Annotated in this window: 16 protein-coding genes; 3 read left to right on the forward strand and 13 right to left on the reverse strand. The window is 35.9% G+C overall.

The genetic code is table 11. The features are described 5' to 3' along the window. Positions 1–204 precede the first annotated feature (204 nt). The gene (locus H4J52_RS00470; protein ID WP_182180442.1) at positions 205–762 is read left to right on the forward strand and encodes a DUF1285 domain-containing protein; all 558 of its coding nucleotides are present in this window, start codon (positions 205–207) and stop codon (positions 760–762) included. A gap of 49 nt (positions 763–811) precedes the next feature. Here the strand turns inward: H4J52_RS00470 and hemN are convergent, their stop codons facing one another. From hemN to H4J52_RS00505, 7 genes are all read right to left on the reverse strand, one after another. Then, positions 812–2,182: an oxygen-independent coproporphyrinogen III oxidase gene (hemN, locus tag H4J52_RS00475; protein WP_182223454.1), complete on the reverse strand. Its 1,371-nt coding sequence runs from the start codon at positions 2,180–2,182 to the stop codon at positions 812–814. 108 nt (positions 2,183–2,290) lie between these two features. Beyond that, positions 2,291–2,782: a DUF2489 domain-containing protein gene (locus H4J52_RS00480; RefSeq protein ID WP_182180446.1), complete on the reverse strand. Its 492-nt coding sequence runs from the start codon at positions 2,780–2,782 to the stop codon at positions 2,291–2,293. 9 nt (positions 2,783–2,791) lie between these two features. Continuing rightward, positions 2,792–3,376 carry a Der GTPase-activating protein YihI gene (gene yihI, locus H4J52_RS00485; RefSeq protein ID WP_182223455.1) on the reverse strand — a complete coding sequence of 195 codons (585 nt, stop codon included), beginning with the start codon at positions 3,374–3,376 and terminating at the stop codon, positions 2,792–2,794. A gap of 783 nt (positions 3,377–4,159) precedes the next feature. Continuing rightward, entirely contained in the window at positions 4,160–4,690 is a 531-nt protein-coding gene (locus H4J52_RS00490; RefSeq protein WP_182180450.1) for a VOC family protein, read from the reverse strand. Positions 4,691–4,816: 126 nt separating this feature from the next. Further along, positions 4,817–6,634: a M61 family metallopeptidase gene (locus H4J52_RS00495; RefSeq protein WP_182180452.1), complete on the reverse strand. Its 1,818-nt coding sequence runs from the start codon at positions 6,632–6,634 to the stop codon at positions 4,817–4,819. 159 nt (positions 6,635–6,793) lie between these two features. Further along, on the reverse strand, positions 6,794–7,654 hold the full coding sequence (purU, locus tag H4J52_RS00500) for a formyltetrahydrofolate deformylase (protein WP_182180454.1): 861 nt from the start codon (positions 7,652–7,654) through the stop codon (positions 6,794–6,796). A 112-nt stretch (positions 7,655–7,766) separates the two neighbouring features. Then, complete coding sequence (locus tag H4J52_RS00505; protein WP_182180456.1) at positions 7,767–8,021, reverse strand: VF530 family DNA-binding protein; 255 nt, start codon at positions 8,019–8,021, stop codon at positions 7,767–7,769. Between the two features lie 160 nt (positions 8,022–8,181). Here H4J52_RS00505 and H4J52_RS00510 point away from each other — a divergent pair, with 160 nt between their 5' ends. Beyond that, positions 8,182–10,062, forward strand: a complete 1,881-nt coding sequence (locus H4J52_RS00510; RefSeq protein ID WP_182180458.1) for a methyl-accepting chemotaxis protein — start codon at positions 8,182–8,184, stop codon at positions 10,060–10,062. Between the two features lie 14 nt (positions 10,063–10,076). Here H4J52_RS00510 and H4J52_RS00515 read toward each other — a convergent pair whose 3' ends face one another. The 6 genes from H4J52_RS00515 to H4J52_RS00535 form a co-directional block, all read right to left on the reverse strand. Continuing rightward, positions 10,077–10,265, reverse strand: coding sequence for a hypothetical protein (locus tag H4J52_RS00515; RefSeq protein ID WP_182180460.1), 189 nt, complete (start codon positions 10,263–10,265; stop codon positions 10,077–10,079). After that, positions 10,255–10,797 carry a methyl-accepting chemotaxis protein gene (locus H4J52_RS00520; RefSeq protein WP_182180462.1) on the reverse strand — a complete coding sequence of 181 codons (543 nt, stop codon included), beginning with the start codon at positions 10,795–10,797 and terminating at the stop codon, positions 10,255–10,257. Before H4J52_RS00520 ends, H4J52_RS00515 begins: the two co-directional genes overlap by 11 nt. 50 nt (positions 10,798–10,847) lie before the next feature. Then, on the reverse strand, positions 10,848–11,099 hold the full coding sequence (locus H4J52_RS00525) for a cache domain-containing protein (protein WP_182180464.1): 252 nt from the start codon (positions 11,097–11,099) through the stop codon (positions 10,848–10,850). 78 nt (positions 11,100–11,177) lie between these two features. Further along, positions 11,178–11,309 (reverse strand): hypothetical protein, encoded by a 132-nt coding sequence (locus H4J52_RS19755; protein WP_259366645.1) that lies wholly within the window; start codon positions 11,307–11,309, stop codon positions 11,178–11,180. 206 nt (positions 11,310–11,515) lie between these two features. After that, positions 11,516–12,244, reverse strand: a complete 729-nt coding sequence (locus tag H4J52_RS00530; RefSeq protein WP_182180466.1) for a glutathione peroxidase — start codon at positions 12,242–12,244, stop codon at positions 11,516–11,518. A 141-nt stretch (positions 12,245–12,385) separates the two neighbouring features. Then, a complete protein-coding gene (locus tag H4J52_RS00535; protein WP_182223457.1) occupies positions 12,386–15,652 on the reverse strand; it encodes an ATP-binding protein in 3,267 nt (1,088 codons plus the stop codon). 357 nt (positions 15,653–16,009) lie between these two features. Between H4J52_RS00535 and hutG the strand changes: the two genes are divergently transcribed. Then, entirely contained in the window at positions 16,010–16,801 is a 792-nt protein-coding gene (gene hutG / locus H4J52_RS00540; RefSeq protein WP_182180470.1) for an N-formylglutamate deformylase, read from the forward strand. Positions 16,802–16,813: the final 12 nt, after the last annotated feature.

The following is a 16,813-nucleotide window of genomic DNA, read 5'->3' on the forward strand; positions in this document are numbered from 1 at the left end:
AGGCGCGAAGAGTATATTGTATTTTTGAGCAGATTGACAAGAAAAATTTTTGCTTTTAAGCGTTTTATGGGCAATATTCTGCTTAACTGTACTTTTTACTGATTATTAAGTTAATTTTAGATGCAGTTTTACTAATGTCTCCTCATACTGTATTTTTACCTTAGGTCTTAAAATTACTATCCAGCGGATAATTTGGCGGTATAAATGTCACTAGACAAAATTTCTGAACAATTAAATAAGCTAACACCAGGCAATACTAAAAAATTACCGCCGATAGAATCATGGAACCCACCGTATTGTGGCGAAATTGATCTACAGGTCAAAGGTAATGGCGACTGGTTTTATGGCGGCACAATATTTAAACGGTTATCGCTAGTTAAACTTTTTGCTTCGGTTTTATTAAGAGAAGTCGCCGGTGATCGCGACGAGTACTTTTTAGTGACACCCGCTGAAAAAGTTAAGATTATCGTTGAAGACGCCCCTTTTGTATTAACGCAATGGGCTTGGCAAGATGATAACAAATCAATAATGACGGTTAGTACCAATGTAGATGACGAATTCGTGCTTGATGAAACTCATCCGTTAACGATGAATGCTAACGGCGAATTATATGTTTTAGTACGTCGTAATTTATTGGCAAAAGTACACCGAAATGTTTATTACCAATGGGCAGATTTAGCACAAGAAGAGGTTACAGAAAAAGGCGTTGAATTAATTTTTTCAAGTGCTGACCACAAGTTTAGTTTAGGAAAAATTGATTAAATTTCTCACCTTTATAGTTATTTATTATTTATAAAGGTGAGAATTCCGCTTAAATTACCCGCGAGAAGCGCTGTTGGTTAACGTGCTGTTTCATGTAAGCATCAAAACTCATACAAATATTACGAACCAACAAGCGTGCTTTCTGATCTATTTTAATAAAATCAGCCGTATTTTCAACCAAACCATCACTGATAAATGTTTTCAGTAGTGGTAAATCTTCAGCAAAATATTCTTCAAAATCAATGTCGTACTTTTTACTGATCTGTTGTTTATCAATATATAAATTACACATTAATTCACGAATAACTTCGCCACGGATCACGTCATCTGTTGATAAACTAACCCCTTTCACTTGCGCATTTTTTCTAGTATCTATCGCTTTATAATAGGCTTGCAATTCTTTAATATTTTGGCTGAAGGAAGTACCGATATTACTAATAGAAGAAACACCTAATCCTAATAAGTCACAATCACCCTTTGTAGTATATCCTTGGAAGTTACGGTGCAGTGAACCCTCTTTTTGTGCAATAGAAAGTTCGTCATTAGGTTTAGCAAAGTGATCCATACCAATGAAATCGTAGTCAAAGTCACAAAGCTTTTCGATGGCAAGTTTCATTAAGGCAAATTTTTCTTGCACGCTAGGTAACCATTCGTCACGTAATTTACGTTGGGCAGCAAATCGGTTTGGTAAGTGTGCATAGCTAAACAATGAAATACGGTCGACATCCATCTCATGAGCTTTGTTAAGCGTTTTTGTAAAGGTTTCTATAGTTTGGTGAGGCAAACCATAGATCAAGTCGATATTAATTGATTTGAAGCCCACTGCTTTTGCATGGGCAATAAAGTCGCTAATAAATTTGGTTGATTGCACACGGTTAATCGTTTCTTGTACTTTTTTGTCAATGTCTTGCACACCGATACTTAAACGATTAAAGCCTAAGTCAAAAAGGTGATCAGCAAGGTTCATTTCAATTTCACGCGGATCAATTTCAATACTCATCTCTACATGTTCAGCAAAAGTGAATTTTTCTTTTAATAAAGAGACTAATTTTGTGATTTGGCTATGGGTTAAAAAGCTGGGTGTGCCGCCACCCCAATGGAGTTGTTTAACGGTGTAGTCAGTAAAAAGTGCAGCGCGTGAACTAATTTCTTCCGCCAAAAACTCTAAGTAGGTATCGGCCTTGTCACGGTGACGAGAAATCACTTTATTGCAGCCACAGTAGTAGCAAAGGCTATGGCAAAAGGGAATATGTACATACAAGGACAATTCACGGTTGGGTGAATCTTTCACTGCTTGGATGAAATCTTGTTCAGAAAACGCTTCGTGAAATTCTAATGCCGTTGGATAAGAGGTATATCTAGGTCCACTGGTATTATATTTAGACAGTAATTTAGGGTCAAAAAATTGATTTGCTTGCATTGTGTTACCGAATTAGCGATGACTTATATTCTAAATCACAGTTTAACAATGCAAACATTAAGGGTATTGATCGAGCGCAACAAAGTTTTATTTATTTAGTAATAAAAGTTAGCTTGTTAGCATACTGATACGTTCTTGGGCATATTGATGCAATGAAATAACATCAATTTTTATCTTTGCAGATAAATCGCTCTCTACTTTCATACGTTCAAAATCAAGTTTCATACGCTCATTTTTGGCAAGTTTCTTTCTTGCATCAAGAATAGGCATATGTTTAATTTTATCATAAAGCTCAAAGATTGCAGGAAACTCTGCTGACAAACCACTGCTCAACTTTAAAGAATCGAGCAATACACTCAATCGCCAACAACCCTCAGCGATATCACATTGCTCTTCTTTCATTGCGTGAGCAATAATAACCACACTGCTGAGAATTTTACTATCGTGTTTTGCTAGCGCTACTTTTCTATCTTGCTCTGCCTGCTTTATTTTTACGGTTTGCTTTTTTAGTTGAGTTAATAATTTCACTGTATAAAAAACAAGCGCAGCAATAATCATTACTCCACCAACAATTGCATAAAACCAAGTGCTTAAAAACATAATAAAACCTTATTCGAATTCTGATAGATTGCTATTGTCAAATTTGTCCCAAAGATCATCTCCAGATTTTGCTTTACTTGTTGTCACAGATGATTCATCTTCATCTTCATCTTCTAAGCCAAGTAACTCACGTAATTGCTGATGACGTTCCATTTTTTCGTTGAAGTAATCAACGTCTTCATTACTTAGTGAGATATCTTCATCTTGTTGCGCAAGAATACTCTGTAAACGCGTATCTTCTTCAATAGCGAATAGCTCTTGCTCTAAAGAGGTGTCGGGTTCAACAACACGAATAGCCGCGATAGGAGAGGTAACAGCTTTCCCTTTATTTTTGGCTTTAAAAGGTTGTGTCGCTGCTTTAATAGGAACGCCCAGATCAATCAGTTTTTTACTACCAATACGTGGATCTTTATTTTCTGCTGGTGTTTGAGATTCCTTACCTGCATCAAAGGCTTCTTTCTGGCGATTACCTGCTTGCTTGCCTGTTTTTTTCTTTGGTTTTCTATCAACAGGAACTATGGCTTTTTTCTTATCATCTTTTACTGCGCCGATAGAGCCAGTGCCTTGTTTTCTAGATTTTTTGTTACGAGACATAAAATAATTTCGTTTGTAAATTCAATCGTTGTATTTTACGTTATATTGTGGCAAACAGCGATAGCGTTTTCATGATTAATCTTCAGGCATAAAAAAACGATGAACAAGTCATCGTTTTCGTAAATTTTAAGTGGTTATCCTAACCTATTAGCAATTCCATTTAAGCTCTAACGTATTATTATTTTTTATGTTGCGTTAAATACTTAATTTATTTTTTTATTGGTCATCATGACACTTTATTTGGCTGTCCGTATGGGTCGTATAGACCTAAATATCAACAATCATCCTGATAGTAACTTAATCATCCGTATTTTTATAAAGGTAACTTTCTACTAAGAGAAGGTTAAATGCTTTCCATGCAGTTCAATCCATATTGTTATTTGGCTACAAAGTAGCTGAGCAATACTTTACCTTAGTTTGTAAAAGCCGCAAGTTATAAATACATGTTTATTTACATCTTATTAATTAACAAATCTTAATTCATTGTTTTTTAATGCTATTAATATTTTTATAAGTTAATGAATGGTAAGAATAGTTATTCTTTATGGCTTATGTCTTACAAATGTAGTCATGTATGTAGTACGCATTTTTGTTGGCTTTATATACGAAATTCTTCGTTTAATGGTCGGGCAACCGAACAAATAAGTAAAAATATAGTGTTATATACGGCTGTATATCTTTATGGTGTGAGGGATTTTAGATAAGAAAATACGAAAGAAAAAACTAAGCAGAATAAAAAAATTCAACTTAGTTTGTCTAGGGCATGATTAAGACAGGGGAAAACTAATCTAGCTCGTGTAACCAAGCAGCATGTTTTGGTGCTACTTTGGTTTCTGCCCATTCTGAAATCATTAAAGGAGCAACTTTTTTAAGTTCTGTCATTTGTTCAATTGAACCGGTATTTGCAGCCAATTCTAATCGATGGCCACTTGGGTCAAAGAAATAAATAGATTTAAATACGCCATGGTTTACGGGACCTAGCACATCAACCCCCTTGGCTTGGAGCTCTGCTTTGGCTGATACTAAAGCATCAATATCTTCCACTTCTAACGCTATATGTTGAACCCACGTAGGGGTATTTTCATCTCGACCCATAGCTGGAGAGTTAGGGATTTCAAAAAAAGCTAACACGTTACCCATACCAGCATCTAAAAATATATGCATATAAGGGTCGGGTGCTTTTGTCGATGGCACTTCATTTTCAGCAATCGCTACAGTTAGCTCCATGTTTAAATGTTCTTTGTACCAATCAACGGTTACTTTTGCATCAGCACAACGATAAGCGACGTGGTGAATTCGTTTCATTTTGATCATTTTAAATTCCTAGTCTTCTATTTTTTAAACAATAAGACAATTTTTACACAAGGTAACTTTTGTTACTAGTTTTCTGTTTTTTAATGAATAACTATTTTTGCTGCTTTTGTGGCAAAAAATTTACAGTTAATTTATACAGCGCCACTTTTTGCTGAGCGCATGGTCGACTTCAGTAATAGCAATGGCGGCTAAAGGAGAATCAATAAACATAATCTCATTGGTTATTAATTGATCGTCCCGGAAATAGTGGCAAGTTACCTGAGTATTTTCTGGCAAATGCTCAGCAAGTTGTTGTAATGATTTTTCACTAACTTGTATATTATTGACAGAGACCAAAATGTCATTTACCGCTAAGCCAGCTTGAGCTGCAGGCGATTTCTCAATAATTTGAGTTATTTTCACTCCTAATGGCAATGTTTTATATTGAGCGCCAAGGTAAGGTGAATACACATCATTTCCCGTCGTCTCTAAACTATTAAGGTGTTTGAATTTTTGTGCGGTAAATGCAATACCTACTTGTTTAAGTAAGGGGGTTAAGTTAACACGTTGAGCATTGTAGAGTAAGTCATGAAAAGATGAGGTAATATCGTCATTACATAGGATATTTGCAATATTAATAAAGTCTTCTTCGCAGGTACCCATTTGGGTTCTGCCAAAATGTAGCCATAATTCACGCATTAACGTGTCTAAACTATGGACACCTGCTGATTTTTCACGAATAGTTAAATCTAGCCAAAGCGCAATTAAAGACCCTTTAGTGTAGTAACTTACAATATTATTAACTGCATCAGGCCCCTGTTGATAAAACTTGGTCCAAGTATCGTAACTTGAAGCAGTGACACTTTGTTTGAGTTCACCTTGACCCCTATAAACACGTGTAGCTGTTTTTGAAAGTTGTTTCAGATAGTCATCAAAGCTGATTAACCCCGTACGAAATAATGAAAAATCATCATAATAAGAAGTGATCCCTTCATATGCCCACAGTTGTGTCGTGTGAACTTCCTGTTGTAAATTGTAAGGTCTAAATTCTTTGGGCTTAATTCGACAAATATTCCAAGCATGAAAGTATTCGTGTGAACATAAGCTTAAAAATGTTTGATAATTCTCTGTTGTTTCATCAGGCTTATTAGGGTTTGGTAAATCGAAACGACTGGCTTGTAAAACAGTTGAATTTTTATGTTCAAGCCCTCCAAATCCGCTACCTAATAAATGAGTAATAAACCAGTATTCTTTAAAAGGGGCTTCTTTAAACAAATTAATATGATGCTGACAAAGCTTAGCAATATCTACTTTTAGGCGCTCTCGATCACCAAAATGTTGGCTAGTAAAGACTAAGTGATGAATAACACCTTCGACAACAAATTCGAAAGCATCAAAGTTACCAATAGCGACAGGGCAGTCAATCAGCTCCTGGTAATCTTCAGCAATATAAACACCAAATTGGTATTTTTCAGTGTCTTTAGTGCGTGTTAAGCCTGTGGCAACTCGCCAATTACTTAACCAAGCAGATTGTTCTTTGGTTAATTTCGGTGGTAATAAAATACTTAACTGACAGCCCTCATTTGGTAACTCTTGTACTTGTAAAAATGTAGAGCTACCATTAAAAAAGCCTCGTTCACTATCTAAATAAGCCGTGCGTACTGATAAATCGAATGCGAATACTTGATAACTTATTGTTGTGCTAGTGCTCGTCGCGGTAAATTGCCACGTTTGTTTGTCGGTTTTATTTAGGGGTATATCTTTTATATTTGAAAAAATGTCTTGCTCACTATTATGAGCACTAATCTCAATGATGTTTTTAGCAAAGTCACGGATCATATAACTGCCAGGTAACCAAGCGGGTAAAGACAAGTGGTAATTTTTGCCAATTTTTGTGCTAAAAGAAAGCTCAACAGAGAATAAATGACTATTTAAATTTTCAGGAAATATCTGGTAGTGGATCATGGAGAAAACAACTAATTAAGGCAAAAGGTTATGCTTTAATGTAGCAGATATATGGAATGAAAACAGCAAAGCACCATTGAATATAGTGCTTTGAACCGACACACCTTCTTGAGCTAATGCGTGAAATAAAGTGACTTAAGCTCTGGGTGAAAATGAGGTTTACAGTAAAATCACTGTTTTTCCTTGATTTAAGCACACACGCTGCTCGGCGTGCATTCTAACGGCATGAGTCAAAGCTGTTGCTTCGATGTCGTGGCCACTATGAACCATTTGTTCTATGGTCAGGCTATGATTAATGGCTTTGACTTCTTGAACAATGATTGGGCCTTCATCTAAATCACTTGTTATATAATGTGCTGTGGCGCCAATAACCTTAACCCCACGTTGGTGAGCCTGATGGTAAGGTTTTGCTCCTTTAAAACTGGGTAAAAAAGAATGATGAATATTAATGGCTCGACCTTGCCATTGTTGACAAAAATTATTGGATAAAATTTGCATATATCGTGCAAGCACTAATAAATCTGTTTTATAACAGGTTAATAATTCTTGTAATTGGCTTTCTTGTTGCTCTTTTGTCGACGCGGTAATCGGTAAATGATGAAAAGGAATGTTATGCCAATTGACCAAAGCTTCGCAGTCTTGATGATTAGAAATAACCGCCGCTACATTGATGGGTAAAACTCCAGCCTTAACTTTTGTTAGTAAAGACACCAAGCAATGATCGTCTTTAGAAACCGCAACAACAACCTTAGGAAAATTATCACGCGCTCTTAATTGAAAATTCATCGCCAGTGGCAGGGCTAATTCGGCTATTGCTTCGCGGAATTGTACAATTGAAACCGTTAAGTTTCTGTCGTCAAATGCGATACGCGAAAAAAAGGTGGCGGTATAGGGGTCACTGTACTGGGAGGTTTCTGTAATAAAAGCGCCATGTTGATAAAGGCTTTGAGAAACTTTAGCTAATACGCCTGAGGTATCAGGGCATTGCCAAGTTAAAATATAGTGATTAATGGGTTTCATCCCTGACTCCAAAAAATAATGAATATGGAGCCAGTGTGACAGGTTTCTAATCAAGCAATTAGTTTATTGCGCTATAAGTTAAATTTTTATTAAATCTAAATAGCGGGCGAAATTAATCGTCGCTCTTTTCACCAGAATTAGGCTGATGAACTTTATGAAAGTTCTTAATAAAAAGTGCTTCAACTTTTTCTCGGGCCCAAGGTGTTTTACGTAAAAATTTTAAGGTTGAATTAATACTTGGATCTTCGGTAAAGCATTTTATTTTTATTTGTTGGCTAAGGGCAGGGTAACCAAAATATTCAACGAGTTCGGTAACAAGCGCTTTTAAGGTGATGCCATGAAGAGGGTTGAAAGGTTGATTGTCCATAAAGGTAAGTAGAATATTATTAATAAAAATATAAAACTATTTTATCAGATTAATTTTGAAGTTGCTTTCAAAAATTAAATGTAACAGGAAGTTGGCTCTAGCTTTTTGGAGTGATATGGTAATGTAATAAGATTGAATGATGAAGTAAGAGAGTTAGTGAGTGTTTAGATTAAAATTTTCCCACAAAATAATTATTGCTACTACCGTATTATTATTAATAGCCCTGTCAGCATCCACATCAATTAATTATATATTTTTGAAAGATAATACCCAAAAAAACCTTAATAATGCGATTGATGAAATAGGACGTTCTGTCTCTGGAAATATTGCTAATTGGTTAACGAACCGCTTACAAATAATTGATGCAGTGGCGCTAAATATAACTGATATTAATGATGATGAAGAAATTTTTCATGGGGTTCAACAAGCGGTAAAAGCGGGGAAGATGAAAAATACTTTTGTCGGACTCGCCAGTACTGGCAAATTTATTCTTGATGATCTCACGATAAAACTTCCTGAAGGTTTTGATATTCGCCAGCGCCCTTGGTATTTATTAGCAAAAGCAGGGCGTAAGTCTTCTTTTACTGAAACTTACATTGATGCGACGACGGATCAAAAAGTGTTAACTGCAGTCGCGCCTATTTTAAAAGATAATCAGTTTGTTGGGGCCGCAGGAGGGGATATTTTTCTAGATGAGATTTCATCTATTTTGAATGAAATTGATTTTCTTGATTTAGGCTACGCCTATTTAGTGACATCAAAAGGAAAAATATTAAGTCATCCTGATGATAAATATGTCGATAAAGATGTTAGTGAGTTATTGGGGCAATCACCGCCATTTCTGAGTGACTTAAATGAAATTAATAACAAGACCATTGTTTCCTTTATTCCCATTAAAGGTATTGAATCGGTTGATTGGTATGTGGGTGTTGTACTTGATAGCGAAAAAGCTTATCAACCTATGGTTAATTCTAGAAATATAGCAATTGTTGTCGTTATTGTGAGCCTTTTAGCAACAATCATTCTTTTGCATCTATTATTTAGTTATTTAATGAAGCCAATTCATACTTTAAACCTGGCTATAAAAGGTATTTCTCGAGGTGATGGCGATTTAACCGAACGTATATTGGTGGATAGCCAAGATGAGTTTGGAGAGTTATCACAAAACTTTAATGGCATTATTGAGACGATGCATCATTCGATGAAAAAAGTTAAAGAATCTGCTGCCAACCTAGAGCAGCAAATTGACCAGGTGCGAAAAAGCTCGCAAGTAGGTATTGATATGGCAGACCAACAGCTTAATCGTGGCGAGAGTGTCTCGACAGCGGTAACAGAACTTAACCATTCGTCACAAGAAATTTCTACCAATGCCGTTACTGCATCAGATTTAACATCAGGAATGCGAGCGCAGTCAAATGAAGGGCTAGCGGCACTCAACGACAATATTCAATCTATTGGGCATTTATCAAAAATAATGACTCAGTCAAGTGATGAAATTGAGAAGCTCAGCAGTGAAACTAAAAATATAGCCAGTATTTTAGATGTGATAAAAGGCGTTAGTTCTCAAACTAATTTACTTGCGCTAAATGCGGCTATTGAAGCGGCTCGAGCTGGAGAAGCTGGTCGAGGTTTTGCTGTTGTGTCTGATGAAGTTAGAGAGCTAGCACAGCGTACCCAAGAAGCAGCGCTTGAAATTGAAACTATGATTAATAATCTGGAAATGGGTACCAATGCGGTTGTCACTTCTATGGCAGAAAGCCAAAGAAATAGTACTAATAGTGTCGAAAAAGCCACTATTGCTGATGAAAAAATGCAATTAATTATTCATACTTTACAACAGGTCGACAATGAAAATCATGCAGTAACACAAGCGACCCAACAACAAGTTAATGTGATTCACTCTATTGATGAAGATATATTAAAACTGATGGACTTAAATCAGCAAGGTGTACAAAATTTACAGCAAACACAACAAGCCTGTGACAGCTTACAACAAGAGTTTACGGGCTTGAATGACCTTGTAGGTAAATTTAAAGTGTAAAAATATGGCTAGATTTAATGTGGTCTAGCCATATCGTTTTTAACGAGACTACGTAATATAAAGTGGCTTATAGTTTCAGCGACTTCCTTACTATTCTTTTTCAAATCGACGCTTGCTAAAGCCAATTTTTCGGTTGTTGTAATCGATTCGCTTGTCATTCCTGCTAAGTCACTAATCGGTAAATACACTTCATCAGCAACCACGGCCTTGCTCTCCCGCTCTTGCTGCTTCAATGGCCGCATTCAATGCTAATAAATTAGTTTGTTCAGCCATACCTCGAATGACGAGTACAGTGCCAATATTCTGTGACTCTTCCACTAAATGGGTGATCACATCACTGACTTTATTAATATCCTTTGATAACCCTGTGAATTGAAAAATGGTGGTGGAAACAATTTTCTTACTTGATATGGTATTTTCTCTTGCTTGTTCTGCGGCTTTTTCTGCCGCTTCTGCATTGCTACTGACTTCTCGAATATTTGCCGTCATTTGCTCCATTGCTGCAGCAACTTGCGTGGTATTGTCGCTTTGCATCTGTACAAAATCATTATTACTTTGACTCATTTCAGAGAGTAATTCTGCACTTTGCATGACATGGTTTGTTCGGGTTGATATTTCTACTAACGACAAGCGCATTTTATCAGTAAATAAATTAAAGTAATGAGATAAACCTGATATTTCATCGTTACCTTTATTGTCTAATCGTTTGGTAAGGTCGCCGTCACCTTCAGCCATGTTTTTCATAAGATCAGAGGCGGTCTGTGCGGGAACCAAAATATTTATTGCTAATAATATACAATGAACCCCATAGCAACAGCCAACAAAAATGACACTAATAATAGGAGGTTACGTTGTTCAGCATAAATGTTATCAACTGGTTTTTCTAAGCCAGGTTTAGGCCATTTATAAGGCATACAGCCTTGGCCTTTTTCTTTAACAATATCGACCATATTAAGAAACAACGGCGTACCATCAGGATCCTTTACTTGCCCAACCGGTTTATTATTTAATTGTGGTTTGAAAGGATGTATGATCATATGAGGTTATAAATCGTTTAGCTAAACATCATTATTATTGTCATAACGAAAGCTTGATAATATTGATATTGCTTGTTCTTAGGCTTGCTTTTCTATGATTTTACCCGACAACTGTAATTGATGAAAATGCTCAAGAATGCTGACAGCACCTTCAACTTCCTGTTGTACTTTTTCTTGCTGTTGCGTGTAAAGCGTTTGATAAACTGACACTACTAAGAATTGCTAGTCTGCTGATGATTAAGCTTAGACGAGATTTAATAGTTAATTGACGCAATAACTTCATCGAGTCCTCATATTCTTTATTAGTTTTAAACTAAGAACAGGAGATTTTATCAAAAACACCTAGGCTATGAAATAAAAATGCCGATGAATTAACTTCAATCGGCATAGCGTCTTAAGGTAAATGTCAGTTTGAATTAACCAAAATAAGTGGCTAAATCTTCACTACCACCAATATGCTTACCATCAATAAAAACTTGTGGTACGGTATCCGCGTTTGTAATTGCACGGAACATTGAGATATTTACATCATTACCAACGATTAATTCTTCAAACTTTAGGCCTTTGCTGGTTAATAATGCTTTCGCTTTTTTACAAAATGGACAGTCTGGCTTGCTAAATATGGTTATTTCTTGGGATTGAACTGCATCAGGGTTAATGTAACCAAGCATGGTATCGGCATCAGAGACTTCAAATGGGTCGCCGGGTAAGTTAGGTTCAATGAACATTTTTTCTATAATGCCATTTTTTACTAACATCGAGTAACGCCAGCTGCGCTTTCCAAAACCAATTTCTTTTTTATCAACCAATAAGCCCATCGCTTCGGTAAAATCACCATTTCCATCAGGAATAAAGCTAATATTGTCGGCATCTTTATCTTGCGCCCAAGCATTCATCACAAAAGTGTCATTAACAGACATACAAATTATTTCATCAACGCCATTAGCGGCAAATTTTTTCGCAAGTTCATTGTATCTTGGTAAATGTGAAGATGAACAAGTGGGTGTAAAAGCACCCGGTAATGAAAAAACAATAACCGTTTTATTGGCAAAGATATCATCACTATTACGACTTGCCCAACCGTCAGGAGTAATGATTGGAAAAGTAGTATTTGGCACTTGTTGTGTTTCTTTGTTCGTAAACATAGTCACTCTCTTTGATTGATTTGGATGGGGGGAATTAGGATAGTATGGTTGAATAAAGCGATTTAATAAAGTGATATAAATAACTCATAACGATTGATTAAAGCGATTAACAATAAACAATTTATATTATTAATAACAGGACTATCGCGATGCTGATAATAACCAGCAACTAATTTCTTCAGTAAGAATATCTAGTTGTAAACAAAGCTGTGTAGCAGATATTTTTATATCTTCACCATTTTCTGCTGTTGCTTGTTTACTGATATTATTTATTGTTTTGGATATTTCATTATGGGCAAAGTATCGAGTACTCCCCTTTAGTTTATGAGCCAGTGCCTGTATATATTTATGATCAGGTTTTTGGATTGCACTTAACCATTGTTGTTTTTCTTTTTGCCAAGAGGCAATAAAAAGTTGGCCAACATTTTTACTCAACTCAATATCGTGTTCATTATTTTTTAGTAGCATAGCTAAGTCAAAGAGGGTGAAATTCTGTTGCGTTAATTTCTGTTTCTGCTGTTTTTTCAATAACTGCCGATAGGCATTGTTAAGTTTATTCGTGATTTCCTCTTGTGGGCAAGGCTTCGCCATGTAGTCATCAAACCCGGCAGCGCTGCACTTTTCTGCCGCACCACTTAGCGCATCAGCAGTCACGGCAATTAACCAAAGAGGACGGTTTTGAATATTTTTCGTCAGTGTTTGAGCAAGTTCAAAGCCATCAATATTAGGCATGTGACAGTCAGAAATTATAATGTCATAAGCTTCTTTTTCATGTAAATCTAAAGCTTCCTTACCGTCGTAAGCAATATCAGCCTTAATATTTAGTCGTTCAAGTTGGGCACTGAGCACCTTAACATTGACTAAGTTATCTTCAGCAATAAGTATACGGAGGCCTTTAAAACGATCATCGTCAGCAGCATTAACTAAACGAGTATTGCTGCGGCGGTTATCAGTTGTGCTCTCTAAACTTGATTGCTTTAATTTTAAAGTAAAATGGAAGGAGCTACCTTGCTTAATAGTTGAGTCAATTTTAATTTCGCTGCCCATAGCAGTAATTATTTCTTGGCAAATACTTAACCCTAACCCGGTACCACCATACTTTCGCGTGATGTCATCATCGGCTTGAATAAAAGGGGTAAATAAAAAGTTTAGTTTGTTTGCTGCTATTCCCATACCAGTATCTTTAACATCAAAGTAAAGTGTGTCATAGGTGTTGTTATTAATCATCTCACTTTTAAGTAAAGAGACAATGAGGTCAATTTGTCCTTTTTCGGTGAATTTAACGGCATTACTGAGCAAGTTATTAAGCACTTGTGTGAAACGAGTAGGGTCGGTCAAATAGCAATGGGTTATTTGACTGTCTATTTGTAAGTTAATATCTAGCGCTTTATATGGTTCTATGTGATTAAAGCCACTAATAATATTTTTACACAGTAAATGAAAATTTACGGGTACAGACTCTAAAGTAAGCTTACCTGCGTCCATTTTTGAAAAGTCGAGTACGTCATTTAATAAAGCTAATAAATTGGTTGCTGAACCTTGCAACGTTTCAAGTAAATCACTCTGTTCTTTATTTAAAGAGGTAAACGCAAGCGCTTCTGCCATGCCTAAAACACCATTCATCGGGGTTCGAATTTCGTGACTCATACGAGCAAGAAAAGTTATTTTGGCTTGAGCTGATTTTTCTGCTTCTGTTTTTGCCGATTCAGCAATCGCCAAGGCATGTTCAATCTTTTCTTGTGCAAGTTTTCTTAGCCTGAGTTGACGGTAATAAATCCAAAAAATAATGAGACCAAAAAGCATAATCGCCGCAAATAAATAACTGACTTTCCGATAAGCATTAGCAATTTGCTTATCGGCATTATTATCATGAAAGGCTGACTGGCTCCATTTAGCATAAAGTTGCTCATAGCCTGTTGCAGAGATACTTTTGATGGTGCGATTGAGTAAGCTGATAACCTCATCATGGCCAAGTTTACTGGCAAAAGAGAATTGAGCACTATCGTTAAATTTTATTAAGGGTTGGCTTGTTAAGTTTGATAAGCGGTTTTCTTTAATTAAATAGGAAGAGATTAGTGACCCTCCTATAAATACATCAGACTCGCCCAATGACACTGAAGAAATAGCCTTGATCATCGAGTCGAAGTAATTAATATTGGCAAAAGGTAGTTTTTCTTTTATTAATTTTGTGACATTAAAGTCATTGACCACGGCAATATTCTGGTTAGCAATGCCACTTATTCCATCTATTATGGTGTCATTATGACGGTAGACCATACTATAATTGGCTTTTAAATAGGGTGTCGAAAAGTTGAGTTTTTCTGCTCGTTCCTTATTGTACTCCACGAGGGGAAGTACATTGATTTTTTGTTGTTCTAAATAGGTGAAAACTTGTTCTATATTATTTAAATAAACGGGTTTGTAAACAATACCCGTTCGCTCTGTTGAAATATTGAATAAATCAATTGTGAAACCTCGCTCAGTAATGTGATTAAAGTTTTTAGTAATAATATAGGGAGGAAAACCATTGGCAAGGACAGAAAAATAGAGTTGATTATGGTCAATAATAAAATCTTTTTCTGCAAAAGATAAATGAGTGAAATAACGACCAAACGTTAAGGATATATCTCCTTTATTTAATTCTAAATATTTATTACTCCATAACTCAGCTTGCTGTTGACTTACCGAGCGAATGCCATCGTTAATTTCATGCATTAGCATTCTTTCGTTTTTGTTGACTGCAAAACGAAAGTAAATTTCAGGAACTTCATTCTTCGTTATATGAAAAGCACCACTGATATTATATTCGTTTAATTTTTCATTAAGTAACCAAGGTTCTGTTGCATATAATGCATCATACTTTTGATAATCACCCAGTAATTTGTCAATATCTTGGTAATAATAACGATCGATATGATCGCTGAGAAATCCCAGTGTTGATTGCTCTTTGGAATATATCCCTATTTGCATACCATCACTTTTATTACTTTGGATGCGACGGTAAACTCTTTGTTTCCACTTAGCGTAAGGAATACTGAAAAATATGTTTGGCTGCTCTTTTTGGTAGCGGGTCATGGCAATAATATCGATACTATTATTTGCCAGCGATTGATAAGCCTTATCTGTCGACATATAGCTAAATGAAACTTCACGTTGATTATCTATTGCCCAAATTTGCCAGTACTCTTTGAGAAAATTGACGAGTAGTTGGAATTTTTCTCCAGAGGCCTCATTGATTGATGATCTGTCGGGTAGGGCTATTTTGAGGGGAGAATTATTTCTATTGGGTGGTTGTTCTGCATAAACACCGCATGTGATTAATAAAATACTGCAAAATAGCGTACGTTTAATCCAACAAATTGGGTACCTAAAAATGCGCTGTAAGTTACTTATAGTGTCATCATTCATTGTTTGATTTTTAGGTCTACATGAGAGAGTAAAAGTTAATTTTTATAAAAGACACTCTATGCTATAAGTCGCTAACCAGCAAATATATTTAGCAATATTAAGGAGAAACAGCCTGATAAACATACATTATAAACCACTACCAATCTCTTTAAATCTAATCAAGGTTATATTTTTATGTGTAAAGAAGATGATAAGTGCAGTGAACAAATGACGAGAAAATTTATTAAAAAAACGGTAGTTTATAAAAGTCTTAAAGGCTCTTTTTTCGCGGATCTCATAGAACAATAAATTTGCGTGCGATAGCAACTGCATGATAAATTAGTCTATACAAGTTGTATATACAATTAGAGGGTTAAAATGTCTGATACCTATACGTTGATAAAAGGTCGTATTCCGTTACTGATTAGTATGCCACATAATGGTGAAAATTTACCTAGCGACATTGCTCGTAAAATGACAGATCAAGGTAAAAAAGTGGCCGATACAGACTGGCATAAAGACAAACTTTATGCTTTTGCACAAGCGCTAGGTGCCTATATTATTATGCCAAAGTATAGCCGTTATGTTATTGATCTTAATCGAGACCCTAAAGGTGTTGATTTGTATCCAGGGGCAAATAGCACTGAACTTTGTCCGACGACTTCTTTTGATCTTGAATCACTTTACCTTGATGGACAAGCACCTAATAAAGCTGAAATATCTCATCGAATAAGTACGTATTGGCAGCCCTATCATCAAGCATTAAAAACAACGTTAACTGATATTCAAACAGAATTTGGTCAAGCTGTTTTACTTGAAGCACATTCTATTTTATCAAAAGTTCCTCGGTTTTTTGAGGGACAATTACCCGATTTTAATTTTGGCACGGCTGACGGTAAGAGTTGCGCGCCTGAATTAATAACGGCACTGCAAAATCTTGATTATTCACCTTATTCAATGATCACTAACGGACGGTTTAAAGGGGGCTTTATTACCCGTGAATATGGCAAGCCAGAGAAAAACATTCATGCGGTACAGTTAGAACTATCCCAACGTACTTATATGAGTGAGCCTAGCCCTGAATATAACGAATCGTTGGCAAATGACGTTATTCCTAAGCTTGAACAATTAGTAAAAACATTGATTGAATTTTCGCAACAAAAAAATTAGCACAGGGATTAT

This window comes from Colwellia sp. MB02u-14, assembly GCF_014076915.1.
Taxonomy (GTDB): Bacteria; Pseudomonadota; Gammaproteobacteria; order Enterobacterales; family Alteromonadaceae; genus Colwellia_A.

Excerpts from the sequence above, each read along its gene's own strand:
- H4J52_RS00505 (WP_182180456.1), bottom strand. The coding sequence starts at position 8,021 with ATGGACAATCAACCTTTCAACCCTCTTCATGGCATCACCTTAAAAGCG.
- H4J52_RS00535 (WP_182223457.1), bottom strand. The coding sequence starts at position 15,652 with ATGAATGATGACACTATAAGTAACTTACAGCGCATTTTTAGGTACCCA.
- hemN (WP_182223454.1), bottom strand. The coding sequence starts at position 2,182 with ATGCAAGCAAATCAATTTTTTGACCCTAAATTACTGTCTAAATATAAT.
- yihI (WP_182223455.1), bottom strand. The coding sequence starts at position 3,376 with ATGTCTCGTAACAAAAAATCTAGAAAACAAGGCACTGGCTCTATCGGC.
- H4J52_RS00530 (WP_182180466.1), bottom strand. The coding sequence starts at position 12,244 with ATGTTTACGAACAAAGAAACACAACAAGTGCCAAATACTACTTTTCCA.
- H4J52_RS00525 (WP_182180464.1), bottom strand. The coding sequence starts at position 11,099 with ATGATCATACATCCTTTCAAACCACAATTAAATAATAAACCGGTTGGG.
- H4J52_RS00480 (WP_182180446.1), bottom strand. The coding sequence starts at position 2,782 with ATGTTTTTAAGCACTTGGTTTTATGCAATTGTTGGTGGAGTAATGATT.
- H4J52_RS00520 (WP_182180462.1), bottom strand. The coding sequence starts at position 10,797 with ATGGCTGAAGGTGACGGCGACCTTACCAAACGATTAGACAATAAAGGT.
- H4J52_RS00490 (WP_182180450.1), bottom strand. The coding sequence starts at position 4,690 with ATGATCAAAATGAAACGAATTCACCACGTCGCTTATCGTTGTGCTGAT.
- purU (WP_182180454.1), bottom strand. The coding sequence starts at position 7,654 with ATGAAACCCATTAATCACTATATTTTAACTTGGCAATGCCCTGATACC.
- H4J52_RS00495 (WP_182180452.1), bottom strand. The coding sequence starts at position 6,634 with ATGATCCACTACCAGATATTTCCTGAAAATTTAAATAGTCATTTATTC.
- hutG (WP_182180470.1), top strand. The coding sequence starts at position 16,010 with ATGTCTGATACCTATACGTTGATAAAAGGTCGTATTCCGTTACTGATT.
- H4J52_RS00470 (WP_182180442.1), top strand. The coding sequence starts at position 205 with ATGTCACTAGACAAAATTTCTGAACAATTAAATAAGCTAACACCAGGC.